9 protein-coding genes and 1 tRNA gene are annotated in these 14,186 nt (G+C 28.9%); 4 read left to right on the plus strand and 6 right to left on the minus strand.

Annotated elements, in window-relative coordinates; genetic code table 11:
* The first annotated feature begins 17 nt into the window (after positions 1–17).
* Positions 18–1,175 (plus strand): trans-sulfuration enzyme family protein, encoded by a 1,158-nt coding sequence (locus BTO16_RS03045; RefSeq protein WP_105020173.1) that lies wholly within the window; start codon positions 18–20, stop codon positions 1,173–1,175.
* Here the strand turns inward: BTO16_RS03045 and BTO16_RS03050 are convergent.
* From BTO16_RS03050 to BTO16_RS03060, 3 genes are all read right to left on the minus strand, one after another.
* Entirely contained in the window at positions 1,172–1,852 is a 681-nt protein-coding gene (locus tag BTO16_RS03050) for a DUF2490 domain-containing protein (protein WP_105020174.1), read from the minus strand. The two genes, BTO16_RS03045 and BTO16_RS03050, sit on opposite strands and share 4 nt — an antisense overlap.
* A 63-nt stretch (positions 1,853–1,915) precedes the next feature.
* On the minus strand, positions 1,916–3,529 hold the full coding sequence (gene pckA / locus BTO16_RS03055) for a phosphoenolpyruvate carboxykinase (ATP) (protein WP_105020175.1): 1,614 nt from the start codon (positions 3,527–3,529) through the stop codon (positions 1,916–1,918).
* Between the two features lie 41 nt (positions 3,530–3,570).
* On the minus strand, positions 3,571–5,409 hold the full coding sequence (locus BTO16_RS03060; RefSeq protein ID WP_105020176.1) for an SLC13 family permease: 1,839 nt from the start codon (positions 5,407–5,409) through the stop codon (positions 3,571–3,573).
* Positions 5,410–5,753: 344 nt separating this feature from the next.
* Here BTO16_RS03060 and bshB1 point away from each other — a divergent pair, with 344 nt between their 5' ends.
* Both bshB1 and BTO16_RS03070 read left to right on the plus strand, forming a co-directional pair.
* The gene (gene bshB1 / locus BTO16_RS03065) at positions 5,754–6,470 is read left to right on the plus strand and encodes a bacillithiol biosynthesis deacetylase BshB1 (protein ID WP_105020177.1); all 717 of its coding nucleotides are present in this window, start codon (positions 5,754–5,756) and stop codon (positions 6,468–6,470) included.
* 54 nt (positions 6,471–6,524) lie between these two features.
* Positions 6,525–6,600: transfer RNA gene (locus tag BTO16_RS03070), tRNA-His, on the plus strand.
* Positions 6,601–7,096: 496 nt separating this feature from the next.
* On the opposite strand, the gene BTO16_RS03075 is transcribed toward BTO16_RS03070, so the two are convergent.
* From BTO16_RS03075 to uvrA, 3 genes are all read right to left on the minus strand, one after another.
* Positions 7,097–9,010 (minus strand): histidine kinase dimerization/phosphoacceptor domain -containing protein, encoded by a 1,914-nt coding sequence (locus BTO16_RS03075; RefSeq protein ID WP_105020178.1) that lies wholly within the window; start codon positions 9,008–9,010, stop codon positions 7,097–7,099.
* A 427-nt stretch (positions 9,011–9,437) separates the two neighbouring features.
* Positions 9,438–10,139 carry a LytR/AlgR family response regulator transcription factor gene (locus BTO16_RS03080; RefSeq protein WP_105020179.1) on the minus strand — a complete coding sequence of 234 codons (702 nt, stop codon included), beginning with the start codon at positions 10,137–10,139 and terminating at the stop codon, positions 9,438–9,440.
* A gap of 86 nt (positions 10,140–10,225) precedes the next feature.
* A complete protein-coding gene (gene uvrA / locus BTO16_RS03085; protein ID WP_105020180.1) occupies positions 10,226–13,012 on the minus strand; it encodes an excinuclease ABC subunit UvrA in 2,787 nt (928 codons plus the stop codon).
* A 221-nt stretch (positions 13,013–13,233) separates the two neighbouring features.
* Between uvrA and BTO16_RS03090 the strand changes: the two genes are divergently transcribed.
* Positions 13,234–13,821 (plus strand): RNA polymerase sigma factor, encoded by a 588-nt coding sequence (locus BTO16_RS03090; RefSeq protein WP_407675514.1) that lies wholly within the window; start codon positions 13,234–13,236, stop codon positions 13,819–13,821.
* Positions 13,822–14,186: the final 365 nt, after the last annotated feature.

The following is a 14,186-nucleotide window of genomic DNA, read 5'->3' on the forward strand; positions in this document are numbered from 1 at the left end:
GATATAAAATTTTCGAAATGAATAAAAGTAATAAACTAGGAATAAATTCAATATGCGTTCACGTTGGTGAAGTAAAAGATGAGCAATTTAAAGGTGCTATTTCCCCGATTTATATGTCTACTTCTTATGCTTTTGACGGAGTAGATGTTAAGCGATATCCGCGATATTTAAATACGCCAAATCAAGAAATGTTATGCAAAAAAATTGCGGCTTTAGAGCGTACAGAAGATGCTTTGATTTTTAGTTCAGGAATGGCGGCTATTTCTAGTGCGATGTTGGCTTTTTTGAAAAGAGGAGATCATGTAATTATTCAGCAAGTAATTTATGGTGGAACGTATAATTTTGTGGTTACGGAATTTGATAAATACGGAATTGAATATTCTTTTACAGAAAGTGATAAAGCAGCCGATTTTAAAGCTTTAATTAAAGAAAATACCAGAATTTTATATATTGAAACACCTTCAAATCCGTTATTAGGAATTACAGATATGAGGGAAATTGCAGATGTTGCAAAAGAAAAAAATATCATTACAATGATTGATAATACGTTTGCATCGCCTATCAATCAAAATCCTGTTGATTTCGGAATTGATATTATTTTACATTCTGCAACAAAATATATGGGTGGTCATTCTGATATTTCTGCAGGAGCAGTTGCAGCATCCAAAGAACATATTGAGCAGATTTGGAAAACAGCCATTAATTTTGGTGGAAATTTAAGCGATCAAACAGTTTGGTTGTTAGAAAGAAGTTTAAAAACGTTGAATCTGCGCGTAAAAGAGCAAACTAAAAATGCTCAAATTATGGCAGAATACTTTGAAAGTAATGCAGATATTGATCGCGTTTATTATCCGGGATTAAAAAGTCATCCGCAGTACAAAATTGCAAAAAAACAAATGAAAGGTTTTGGTGCCATGTTGTCTTTTGAACTAAAAAAAGGAATTGACGCAATGAAATTTCAAAATAGTTTACAGTTAATAAAACCATCGATGAGTTTAGCAGGCGTGGAAAGCACTACGGTGAGTCCAACCCAAACCACACACGCTTTATTAAGTGAAGAACAGCGTTTAGAAAGAGGAATTAAAGCAGGGTTAATTCGTTTTTCGGTGGGAATTGAAGAAACGGATGATTTAATTGCAGATATTGAACAAGCTATAAAAAAAGCAACCAATTAATTGGTTGCTTTTTTGCTTAAATCTGTATTAAAAAAGAGTCCAAACTGCAATCTGTCTAAATGTAAATTATTTATATAATGACCTAAATACCCAATTTCTAAAGAAATATTTTTTGACGCTTTAAATCCTAAAGAAGAAATAAATCTATTTTCTGCATATAAATTGCCTTTAAAATTTAAGAAAGATTCATTGCTTGCCATTAAGTAAAAAGTCTGGTTTAATGCGATTTTTGTTTTAAACCGATATCGTATTCTATTTATTAAAGTGTTGATTTCCACAGAATTTAAATGTCGATGTTCAAAACGTACACGTTGATAAAAAGGAAAGTTTAAAAAATTAGAGGTGTAAGAAATTTGTTCATAATGTCTATTTTCTATGGTATTTGGATCAACATCCGAATCAAAAGTTCTATCAATATCTAAATACATATATCCTAAGGTGGCAGTAAATTTATTCGAAATTTTATAATTTGCGCCAACTGTATAAAGTGTTAGATTATAGTTTTTTAAGGTTTGATAGTTTCGTTCTTCAAAACCTGTAAGAATACTCCAATTATTCGAAATTTTATGAGTTCCGTATATAAGATACCAACTTCCAAAACTTTGTTCAGTTTTTGTTTGAGCGTTAAAATTTGTAAATGAAATAGAAAATAGGATGAATAAAAATACCTTTTTCATAATTTTAATAAATTTAAAAAAGTTAGATTTTTATTTGCATAAAAACCTAACCTCAAAAAGAAACTAGAAGTGTTCTCCCAAATGATGGTGTTCATCAATTAATGGCCCGCCTTCAATGATATGTTCTGAAGCTTCATTTGCAAATTTTTCAAAATTTAAGTGAAAGAAATGTGCTAAATGGATTGCTTTACTGATATAAGCGCCTTTGTTTAACCAAGTATTCATTGGGTTTAACATTTCTGTAGGAACGTTCGGACAATATTTTGGCATAAACAATCCAAAAATTGGATGTTGCTCAAACTCGATGGTATCTAAACTTCCGTTTAGGATTTCTGTAATCATTGCTCTTGTATATTTTAATTTTATACGAGAACCAGTGCCATAAGGACCGCCAGACCAACCGGTATTAATCAACCAAACATTTACACCAGCTTCTGTCATTTTTTTACTTAACATTTCTGCATATTTCGTTGGATGTAACGGCATAAAAGGTTCTCCAAAACATGCAGAAAATGAAGGTACAGGCTCTGTAATTCCGGCTTCTGTGCCTGCAACTTTTGCAGTATATCCAGAGATAAAATGATATGCAGCTTGACCTGGCGTTAGTTTAGAAACAGGAGGTAAAACACCAAAAGCATCCGCAGTTAAAAAGAAAATATTTGTAGGATTATTTGCGTAAGACGGTTTTGCAATATTATCGATGTGGTAAATAGGGTAACTTACACGAGTATTTTGTGTAATAGAACCATCCATATAATCTACATTTCCTTCTTTATCAAAGACAACATTTTCTAATAAAGCTCCTGGTTTAATTGCTCTAAAAATGTCTGGTTCTTTTTCTTCGGTTAAATCAATTGCTTTTGCGTAACAGCCACCTTCAAAATTAAAAATAGTATTATTAGCCGTCCAACCATGTTCATCATCACCAATTAATTTTCTACTAGGATCTGCGGATAACGTTGTTTTACCCGTTCCTGATAATCCAAAGAAAATGGCAGTATCTCCATCTTCGCCAACATTTGCAGAACAGTGCATTGGTAAAACATCTTTTTCTATTGGTAAAATTAAATTTAAGGCAGAAAAAATACCTTTTTTAATTTCTCCTGTATATGCAGAACCTCCAATTAAAGCAATTTTATCAGTAAAATTAATGATAGAAAAATTTCCTTGACGAATTCCGTATGCTTTTGGATCTTCACAAACATAACCAGGTGCGCATAAAACGAGCCATTCTTCATCAAAATTTGCCAACTCTTCATCCGAAGGTCTTAAAAACATATTAAAGACAAATGAGCTAGACCAAGGATATTCTGTTACAGTTCTTATATCGGTTTTAAAAGCAGGATCTGCACATACAAAACCATCTCTTACATATAATTCTTTGTTAGATAAATAGCCTGTAACCTTATTTTTTAATTTATCGAAGTTTTCTTGAGAAACAGGTTTATTTGTTTTTCCCCACCAAACTTTGTCTGTTGTATAAGCATCTTTAACAATGAACCTATCTTGAGGCGATCTACCGGTAAATTTACCCGTATTTATTGCTAAAGTTCCGTTTTTGGTTTCTCTACCCATTCCTTTTTCTACAGTTATTTTTTGCAATATTTCTGGGGATAAGTTCCAGTTTGCGGTTACATTTTTGATTCCGTAGACTTCTAAATTTCTGTTGGTTTTCATGATGTTAATTTTTATTATAGTTTCTATTTATTTTAAATGTTTTAAAATGGCCAAATAATTGGAACAAGTAGGAGCGTTGTAATTAAAAAGAGAATTAAAAGCGGAAAACCTACTTTAAAATAATCTACGAACTTATAATCGCCCGAGCTCATTACCATTGCATTTGTGGTTGTGCCAATTGGTGTTAAAAATGCAGTTGATGCACTAATTGCCACTGTAATTAATAAGGGAGCGGGTGATATTTGTAGAGTGCTTGCTGTTAAAATAACAATGGGAGCCATTAGCACTGCGGTTGCAGAATTGTTTATAAATTGACTAAACGTAGTGGTTAATAAAAAGATTCCTGCTAATAATAAAGTCGGATTTTCTTTTCCTAAAAGATCAATAATTGAGTTAGAGATCATTACTGCTGTGCCCGTTTTTTGGATGGCAACTCCCATCGGAATCATTGCAGCAATCATTATTACACTCGTCCAGCTAATTGCTTTGTAGGCTTTAGAAAAAGGGATACAGCCAGAAAATAAAACGATTCCGGAAGAGATTAAGGCAGCAATAGAACCAGGAACTGCTTTTACAACTAAAAGTACAATCATTAAAATTAAAGCTCCTAATGCGATATATGATTTCGGCGTTAATTCATCTACATCTTTTAACATTTCTTCTGGTCTACCAACAACTACTAAATTTTTATGTTGATTTTTTAACTTTTCTATGTTTTCCCAAGGACCTCTTATAATAAAGCTATCTCCAGAATTTACGGTAATTTCATCCTCTAAATAGGGTTTTCTGTGTCTAGAAGTCGCTAATAATTGAATGTCATATCTTTTAAAATATTCATGTAATTTTATTTTTACACCTACTAATTGAGAATTAGGAGTAACCAAAACTTCAGACATGCCAACTTCTTGATTTATTAAGTTGTTTCTTAATTCACTTTCTGCAGTTTCTTTTGGTAAAAGACCTAATCTAAACGTAATCATCAATTTATTAATATCTTCTGTAGTGCCTTTAACGGTAAGAATATCATGATATCTTAATTCGGTATCATTTTCTGGTAATTCAATAAAAGGTTGCGTTCCTTTTAATCTATTTGGATGTCTTCTTTTTAAACGGATAATATGAACTTTGTAAGTGTTTTTTAAATCCCATTCACTAATTTTTGTATTAATTAAGGGCGAAATAGATCTAATTCTTAATCTGTAATAATCGTTTTCAATTTGATATACTTTTATCCATTCATGTAATGTTGTATCAATGTTTATAGGCTTGTTATTGGTTTTGTTGCTTGGTAATAGTTTAAAACCAAAATATCTAAAATAGATAAGGGCAATTATTAAAAGCGGTAAACCAATCAACCCAAACTCAAAGAAAGAAAAGCCTTCAAAACCAGCGGCTATTAATGCGTTATTTACAATAATGTTTGGTGGAGTGCCTGTTAAAGTCAATAAACCACCAGTGTTTGAGCCAAAAGCAACCGGAATTAATATTTTAGAAGGAAATGTACCAATACTCCAAGCAGAAGAAATTGTTGCCGGTAATAAAGTAGCTACTGTGCCCGTATTGCTTACAAATCCTGATAAAACACCTGCTCCAAGTGTTATAATCACCAATAATTTAGGAACACTTTTACCCGCTAATTCTATTAGCTTTTTACCCGCTAAGGCAGTCCATCCTGTTTGAGATAAACCTTCTCCTATTATAAATAATCCTGCAATCATTATTACTGTCGGGTTGCTAAAACCACTTAATGTTTCATTTAAATTTAAAATTCCACATAAAAATAAACTCAGCATAGAAACGAGTGCAACAACATCTGGCGAGTATTTTCCCCAAATAAATAAGCCTATGGTACCTGTTAAAATAACGAGCATTAAAATCATAATCTACTGATATTATTGGGTTTTATTCATTCTTTTAAAAGGTAAATTTATAAGGATTGCTAGTCGATTTTTATGATAAATATCATCCTTCTAAAACTCCTCTAATTTTTGTGATTATGTTAATAAAGGATGCTTATTTTTAATAAAATCAACAAACGAAAACGTAATAGAAATGTATCTCTTTTAAATAAAGCATTGAATTTTGGTGTTTTAATAGTTTGTTTTTTTAATATTGTTGCATCAAAAGACTCTTTTTAAATAGAAATGATGTCTATTTGTATTTCTAAATGATTTTTTTCTGATAAAAGGAGAAGTAATTATTGATTTAAATTTGAAACATATTTATGAAATTAGATATTTTAGCTTTTGGTGCACATCCAGATGATGTAGAGTTAGGCTGTGGAGCAACTATTGCCAAAGAAATTTCTTTAGGAAAAAAAGTAGGAATTGTAGATTTAACCAGAGGTGAGTTAGGTACTCGTGGTTCTGCAGATTTAAGAGACAAAGAAGCTGCCAATGCTGCGGCAATATTAGGTGTTACTATTCGTAAAAATTTAGGGTTTGCAGATGGTTTTTTTACGAATGATAAAGAGCATCAATTAGAAATCATAAAGATGATTCGCAAATATCAGCCAGAAATAGTGCTTTGTAATGCTATTGATGATCGACATATAGATCATCCAAAAGGAAGTAATTTAGTTTCTGATGCTTGCTTTTTAAGCGGATTAATAAAGGTTGAAACAGAAGTAGAAGGCAAGTTACAAGATAAATGGCGACCAAAATTAGTGTACCATTATATGCAATGGAAAAACATTGAACCTCAATTTGTTGTTGATATTACTGGGTTTATTGATGTTAAAACAAAATCAATATTGGCATATTCGTCTCAATTTTACGATCCAAATAGTAATGAGCCAGAAACACCAATAACAAGTAAGAACTTTATTGACAGTATTAACTATAGAGCAAAAGATCTAGGAAGATTAATTGGTGTAGATTATGCAGAAGGCTTTACCACAGAGCGTTACGTGGCTGTTGAAAATTTAAGTAAATTAATTTAATATTTTCTTTCATAGAAAAAGAAAAAACATTTATATTTGCACCCGCAATTATATGGTGGTTGTAGCTCAGTTGGTTAGAGTATCGGTTTGTGGTACCGAGTGTCGCGGGTTCGAGTCCCGTCTTCCACCCAAAATACAAAGTCTTCTCAGAAATGAGAAGACTTTTTTTGTTTATAGAAAGAGTGATAATAAGCTTATTTTAAACTAATTACAGTTTAATTGAAAATAGCAATTCAAAATTATCTAAAGATACAAAGTTGTTAAGGTTTATTTTTTAAATTGTTTATTACTATACTACAATTTATAAAAACGCCCTATGTTTAAATGATAACTGAAGAAAGTGCAGATTTTTTTAATAACTTTTGAACGATTTCTATTTCTCTAAATATTTAAACATTTTAAAGATAGCAGCGAAACTGGTTTAAGTTTAAGCTATTTTAGGATTTTTTTGAGAGTCAATTAGGAATCGTAGAAATAAAAAATCAGCATTATTTTAAGATATTTAGTTGGGGGACTTGGGGGATTCAATACTTTTATAATGCTGATTACAGTATGAATTTACAGTTTTTATTAAGTAAAAAAAAATTAATGTTGTGAAATAGGGTATTATTGTTGTGTAAAAAAACTTATAAATCAAGTTTGTTTTTGAATGAAAATGTTGTTTCCATTCCTTCTCTAGAGGTTATGTCTGCTTTAGTTCCTAATTGGTTGGCCAATCTTTGTATCAATTTTAAACCTATAGAGTTCTCTATCATTATGTTATTTAGGTCAAAGCCGATTCCATTATCAGAATATTCAAAATAGATAATACCCTCTTTTTCTGAAATTGTAAGGTTAATTAAATTATTATTATTATTATTTGAAAAAGCATATTTATAAGAGTTTGTGATTAGCTCGTTAATTATGAGTCCTAATGCTTGCGTTTGATCTATATAAATAAATATTTTACGATCTACGTTAATATTTATGTTTATGGTATGTAAGCTATTGTATATTACTTTTAAATCAGTTAAAATATTCTCTATATAATCTTTTAAAGGGATTTCATTTAAATTATTGTTTTTAAGTAGCTTATCGTGTATGCGGGCAATTGTAGTAACTCTATTGATACTATATTGAAAAGTATTTTTAAATTCTTCATTATTAATTTTTTGGAGTTGCAGATTTAGAATACTAATTATTATTTGAAAATTATTTTTTACTCGATGATGTAGTTCACCCAATAAAACATTTTTTTCTAATAATGAATTGTTAATGGCTTCATTTTGATTTTCTATAATTTTTTTTCCAATATTTTTTTTATAAATTAAATTAATTAGAAGTATTATAAAAACTACCAATACTACTAAAATGGAGAAAATAATTAAAAACTCTTTTTTATTTGACTTATTTTCATTTTCTATCTCGGTAATTTTAAATTTTTGAGATATTAATTCTTCTTGAAAGTCTAACAATTTTAGAATACTAGTATTTAACTCTTGCTTGTTTTGTTTTTCTGTTAAATAGGATGCTTCTATATATAACTTATTATAATAAAAGGCAGAATCATATCTTTTTATAATTTCAAAATACGCTGATTTTAGTTTGCTGTAGGATAAAATGTTTTTTTTTAAAAATAAGCTGTCTGTATACTTTTTTGCCAAACTAAGTTTATCTGTTTTTAAATAACAAATAGCCATATTTTTATAGTAATCATCTTCATAGGGCCAAATAGTACCTTTATAAAATAACCTTGACTGTAGTTCTTCTTCTGTTAATAATTCTAAAGCTTTATTATAATTTTTAAATTCTAAGAAGCATTCACCTAAATTCCCTTTTACTAGTCCAATCCAATAATTTAAATTTTTGTTATCTTTTACTACATCTGTTTTCTTTACTTTTTCTAGAATATTTAAGGATTTATCGAAGTAGTAAAAAGCACTATCATATTCTTTTTCTCTTTTATAAAAAACACCTAGATTATTTTGGTTTGTTCCATTTTCAAAACTTATTTCATCTTCTTTATACGATTTCGATACTTTAAAGTTTTTTATGGCTAGGTCTAAAAGGCCTAGTTTAGAATACACATCATAAAAAACAATAGTGTTTGGAGAACATGTTTCTAACTTTTCTTTATTGATAATTAGTAATTCGGATGTTTTATTTAATTTTTCACAATTTCTAAAGAGTAAATTTAATAATCTACAGAGTTTTTCTTTTTCTGGATTATTTTTGAATTTATAATAGAAGTTGTACAATATTTCATTACTTTTTTCTAAAGACCGCTCGCTATTGTATAAAAATACTTTACAAAGGGTAATATTATAAAGTGCCAAGAAATCACTTTTATTCTTACGCTCTTCATTATTAAAAAATTTAATCCACTCTTCTGTACTTTTAATAGTAGAATTACCTTTTAATATGTTTTTAAAAATATTTTTTTTGTTTTCGTAATTTTTTTCATTTAAAAAGTTAACGTAAATAATAGAATCACTCTTTTTAACCTGAGAGAATGAATTGATAACAAACAAAAAAATAGCAAAAATGTTAAGAAATTTCATTTGTTTTAATAGTTATAATTGAGGAATTAAGTATTTTTTTGTTTATATATTTTAACTAAATCTAAAATATAAAGTTTTAAAAGATATTAAAAGTATTTTGAATAACTAAAATTACTTAAAATTTAGGGAAGTAAACTTTTGAGACCATTTTATTAAACCTATTCTAAATTTAAAATATTATTTTATTTTAATATCATTAAAGTTGTAAATTAACTTAAAAATGTTGTGAAATGAAGAACCTCTGTAATTTCTAAAGGAATAATAAACAATTATTATAGATGTAACTGCAATAAGACTTAATGTTTATCTTTTTTTGCTTTTATATAAGTGCACTTATTTTATAAATGATGTTATAAACTTAAAACAAAACCTTTTTTTAATATTAAAACAAAAAACAGCAATGTTTTGTCATCTATAGATCGTTTTTTTATTTTATAAAATTTTTAAAAGCACCTTTAAACTGAGATGAAATAGGTATTTTTTTATCGTTTACAATTACAGATTTTGTACTAAAAGCGCTTACGTAATTTAAGTTTATAACATAAGATTTATGGCATTGTAAAAAAGATTCAGGAAGTTTTTCAATAAAACTTTTTAATGTAGATCTTAAAAGGTGTTTTATATTTTCTTTGCAATGCAGCTCTAAATATACATTGTCAGATTTTATGTAAGCAATATCATTTATCAAAATTTTTTGATGAAATTCGTTCTTTTTTACAAAAACAAACTCTTCAACTAAATTTAAATCTAATGATACATGATTATTTATAGCAATTTCTATAGCTGCTTTTAGGTTATTACTATCAAAAGGTTTTACTAAATAAGCATTGGGGTTTGTCTTAGAAGCTAATCGTATAGTAGCATCATCAGAATTTGAAGTTAAATATATAAAAGGCACTTTCGTTTGTTCATTTATATAGTTTGCAATATCAATTCCTGTTTTTTTTGTAGACAAACTAATATCTAAAAAGGCTAAATCGATGCTGTTTTCTTCCAAAAAAGAAATAGCTTCTTCATAAGATATTAAGCAGGCTACAACCTCATATCCAAGATTTTCTAGTGTGAATTTTAAATCATCAGCAATAATTACATTGTCTTCAACAATGAGGATTTTAATTTTTTTATTCATTTAAAAGGGAGGTAATATATACCCACAATTTACATAAAATTCTCTTAATATTAATTTCCTATTTAATTTAACTTAAAACTAATAAATCATAATTTTTCTGCCAAATATTTAGCAGTATAGGATTTTTTGTTTTTTGCTAATTCTTCAGGAGTTCCTTGAAAAATAAGTTCTCCACCTTTTTTACCACCTTCCATGCCTAAATCAATAATATAATCTGCACATTTTATCAATTCGATATTATGTTCAATTACAATAATAGAATGTCCTTTATCAATTAAAGCGTTAAAAGAAGCTAATAATTTTTTAATATCATGAAAGTGTAAACCAGTTGTTGGTTCATCAAAAATAAACAAGGTTTTGTCTTTAGTAATTCCTTTTACTAAAAAGGATGCTAACTTTATTCTTTGTGCTTCACCGCCAGAAAGTGTAGAAGATGATTGTCCTAATTGTACATATCCTAAACCAACATCTTGCAAAGGCTTTAATTTTTTTGCTATTTTAGTAACCAAATTTTCAGAGAAAAATTCAACGGCATCATCAATAGTAAGGCTTAAAATATCATCAATAGATTTTCCATCAAACGTAATTTCTAAAACTTCTTTTTTGAAACGTTTTCCATTACAAACATCGCATTCTAAGTGCACATCTGCCATAAATTGCATTTCTATGGTAACAATTCCGTCTCCTTTGCAAACTTCACAACGTCCGCCTTCAACATTAAAAGAAAAATGTTTGGGTTTGTAGTTTCTTATTTTTGCCAATTTCTGATTAGAAAATAACGCTCTAATATCATCATAGGCTTTAATATATGTTACAGGATTTGAACGCGAAGAACGCCCAATAGGATTTTGATCTATAAATTCTACATTTTTTATATCTTCAAAGCTTCCTCTAATTTCTGTATGCTGACCAACCTTATCTCCATAACCAACCAATTTTTTTTGCATCGATGGATATAAAATACTTTTTACCAACGTACTTTTTCCAGAACCAGAAACTCCGGTAATTACCGTTAAACAATTTAGCGGAAAAGTAACATCAATATTTTGTAAATTATGTTCTCTAGCGCCAATAATTTGGATGCTATTTTTTGAAGTTCTTCGTTTTTTAGGAACATGAATTTTTAAATCTTCATTTAGATATTTAGCTGTTAAAGAATCAGATTTTAAAATTGCTTCAAAGTTTCCTTCTGCAACAACATGCCCGCCAAATGTTCCGGCTTCTGGACCAATATCAATAATATAATCAGCCTCTTTCATAATGTCTTCATCATGTTCTACAACAATTACTGTGTTGCCTAAATTGCGCAAGTCTTTTAAAACTTTTATCAACCTTTCAGTATCTTTTGGATGCAAGCCAATACTTGGTTCATCTAAAATATACATAGAACCTACCAACGAACTACCTAAAGAAGTTGCCAAATTTATACGCTGACTTTCACCTCCAGAAAGTGTATTAGAAGTTCTGTTGATGGTTAAATATGAAAGGCCAACATCCGTTAAAAAAAGTAGTCGATTATTGATTTCTGTTAATAAACGTTTTGCAATTTTCTCATCGTATTTATCTAATTGTATGTTCTTGAAAAATATCGATAATTCATCCAAAGGAAGTGTTACTAAATCAGATATTGTTTGCTCATTTATTTTTACATAATTGGTTTCTTCTCGCAAACGTCTGCCATTACAAGTAGTACATTTTGTTTTTCCGCGATAACGAGAAAGCATCACTCTATTCTGAATTTTGTAACTTTTTTCTTCTAAAACCGAAAAGAAATGGTTAATTCCGTTAAAAGATTTGTTACCATTCCAAACCAATTCTTGCTGTTTTTCTGATAATTGAAACCAAGGTTTATGCACCGGAATATCAAACTGATAGGCAACGGCAATTAAATCTTCTTTATAATGAATATAAGAGGGCGTTTTAAAAGGAAAAATACAATCTTCAAAAATGGATAATCCTGTATTTGGGATCACTAAATCTGCATCAATACCAATTACATTTCCATAACCTTCGCAAGTTGGGCAAGCGCCATAAGGATTGTTAAAACTGAACAAATGTGTATTGGGTTCTAAAAAAGACATGCCGTCTAAATCGAACTTATTACTAAACTCAGCTACTTTGTTATCTTCTAAATTTTCTATAAAACAAATTCCTTTTCCTTCAAAAAAAGCAGTCTGAATGGAATCTGCCAATCTGTTGTAAAAATCTTCGTCAGCTCTGGTTACAATTCTATCAATTACTAAAAAGAGCGCTTCATTTTTATATTTTTCCTGAGGAAAATCTGCAATTCTATAAATAGTATCATTCCATTTTAAACGCGCATAGCCTTGTTGCTCTAAAACTTGTAGCAAGGTTTTTAATTCTCTATTTTCATCAATAATAATAGGCGCTAATAATAAAAGCTTTGTTTTATCATCAAACTTTTTTATAAAATTGACAACATCAGAAACCGTGTCTTTTTTAACTTCTTGATTAGAAATAGGCGAGTAGGTTCTTCCAATTCTGGCGTATAATAGTTTTATGTAATCGTAAATTTCTGTGGATGTACCAACCGTAGAACGCGGATTTGTAGAATTTACTTTTTGTTCAATAGCAATTGCAGGTGCAATACCTTTAATATAATCTACTTTTGGTTTGTTTAGTTTTCCTAAAAACTGGCGTGCATAAGAAGATAAACTCTCTACATAACGTCTTTGACCTTCTGCATATAAAGTATCAAACGCTAAAGTAGATTTTCCTGAACCAGAAAGACCTGTAATTACAACCAACTTATTTCTTGGTATTACAACATCAATGTTTTTTAAATTATGGAGTTTTGCTCCTTTAATGATGATGTTTTCTTTCGGATTTACTGTAGAAATGTCTGCTTTCATTTATAAAAAATATAAGCTATAAAAATACCATTATTTTCAACCACTAAAAAAAAGATTCATATTGAATTTTGTTAAATTATTTGTTAGATGAAAAAATATTTATATATTTGAAGACTTAACAATCACAAAACAAGCCGCATATAGTAAAAAATTACTTTTTAAATTATTGATAAATAAATCAAAAAGAGAGAAGCTTTTTCTTTCTTTAAAAAGTAGTTATGATGCGTACACAAAAACAAACAGATAGTAGTTTAATAAAGGGTTATATAGAAGGTAATGAAGCTTTTTTAGAGATCTTAATTAAGAGACATCAACAGCGTTTATATAGTTTTATTTACAGCAAAATTAAAGACAAAGACCTTACAGAAGACATTTTTCAGGATACTTTTATAAAAGTAATAAGAACTTTAAAAAAGGGTAATTATAATGAAGAAGGTAAGTTTTTACCTTGGGTAATGCGTATTTCTCATAATTTAGTGATCGATTATTTTAGAAAAAATAACAGAATGCCTAAATTTAAGAATACAGACGATTTTAATATTTTTTCTGTTTTAGGTGATGATAGCCTAAATGCTGAAAAACAATTGATACAAGATCAGATTTATGATGATGTTAGAGATCTTGTAAACGGTTTGCCAGATGAACAAAAAGAAGTTTTAATTATGCGTATGTACAAAGACATGAGCTTTAAAGAAATAAGCGAAAACACAGGCGTTAGTATCAACACGGCTTTAGGTAGAATGCGGTATGCGTTAATAAATATGAGAAAATTAATAGAAAAAAATAAAATTATTTTAGTGAACCAATAATAAAAGTAAAAAAGCATCGTTAATTATTTATAACCAGTATATTAAACAACTTTATATGATGCAACTTTACTCAAAAAAGTCATCTGATTTTCAGATGCAACCCAAACAAGAAACAGTTCAATTTCTGATTAATTTTTCCAAATCTTTAACTTTTGTTAAAACAAAATCAGAAAGCTTCATTGAATTGAATTTGAATTAAGAGAGGAAAAGCTTCAACTTTAAAATGTTGGAGCTTTTTTTATGAACTTTTTTTTTAAAGATGTTTGAAATAATTTCTGTGTCTTTTTGTTAAACATCCCAATCTCTTTTCCTCCACTATCCGTGAAAACTAGTGAAATCTGTGTCAAAAAAACAGCTTCGAAAGA

Origin of the sequence: Polaribacter glomeratus (assembly GCF_002954665.1) — a bacterium.
Taxonomy (GTDB): Bacteria; Bacteroidota; Bacteroidia; order Flavobacteriales; family Flavobacteriaceae; genus Polaribacter; species Polaribacter glomeratus.

Excerpts from the sequence above, each read along its gene's own strand:
- BTO16_RS03075 (WP_105020178.1), bottom strand. The coding sequence starts at position 9,010 with ATGAAATTTCTTAACATTTTTGCTATTTTTTTGTTTGTTATCAATTCA.
- BTO16_RS03090 (WP_407675514.1), top strand. The coding sequence starts at position 13,234 with ATGCGTACACAAAAACAAACAGATAGTAGTTTAATAAAGGGTTATATA.
- uvrA (WP_105020180.1), bottom strand. The coding sequence starts at position 13,012 with ATGAAAGCAGACATTTCTACAGTAAATCCGAAAGAAAACATCATCATT.
- bshB1 (WP_105020177.1), top strand. The coding sequence starts at position 5,754 with ATGAAATTAGATATTTTAGCTTTTGGTGCACATCCAGATGATGTAGAG.
- BTO16_RS03045 (WP_105020173.1), top strand. The coding sequence starts at position 18 with ATGAATAAAAGTAATAAACTAGGAATAAATTCAATATGCGTTCACGTT.
- pckA (WP_105020175.1), bottom strand. The coding sequence starts at position 3,529 with ATGAAAACCAACAGAAATTTAGAAGTCTACGGAATCAAAAATGTAACC.
- BTO16_RS03080 (WP_105020179.1), bottom strand. The coding sequence starts at position 10,139 with ATGAATAAAAAAATTAAAATCCTCATTGTTGAAGACAATGTAATTATT.
- BTO16_RS03050 (WP_105020174.1), bottom strand. The coding sequence starts at position 1,852 with ATGAAAAAGGTATTTTTATTCATCCTATTTTCTATTTCATTTACAAAT.
- BTO16_RS03060 (WP_105020176.1), bottom strand. The coding sequence starts at position 5,409 with ATGATTTTAATGCTCGTTATTTTAACAGGTACCATAGGCTTATTTATT.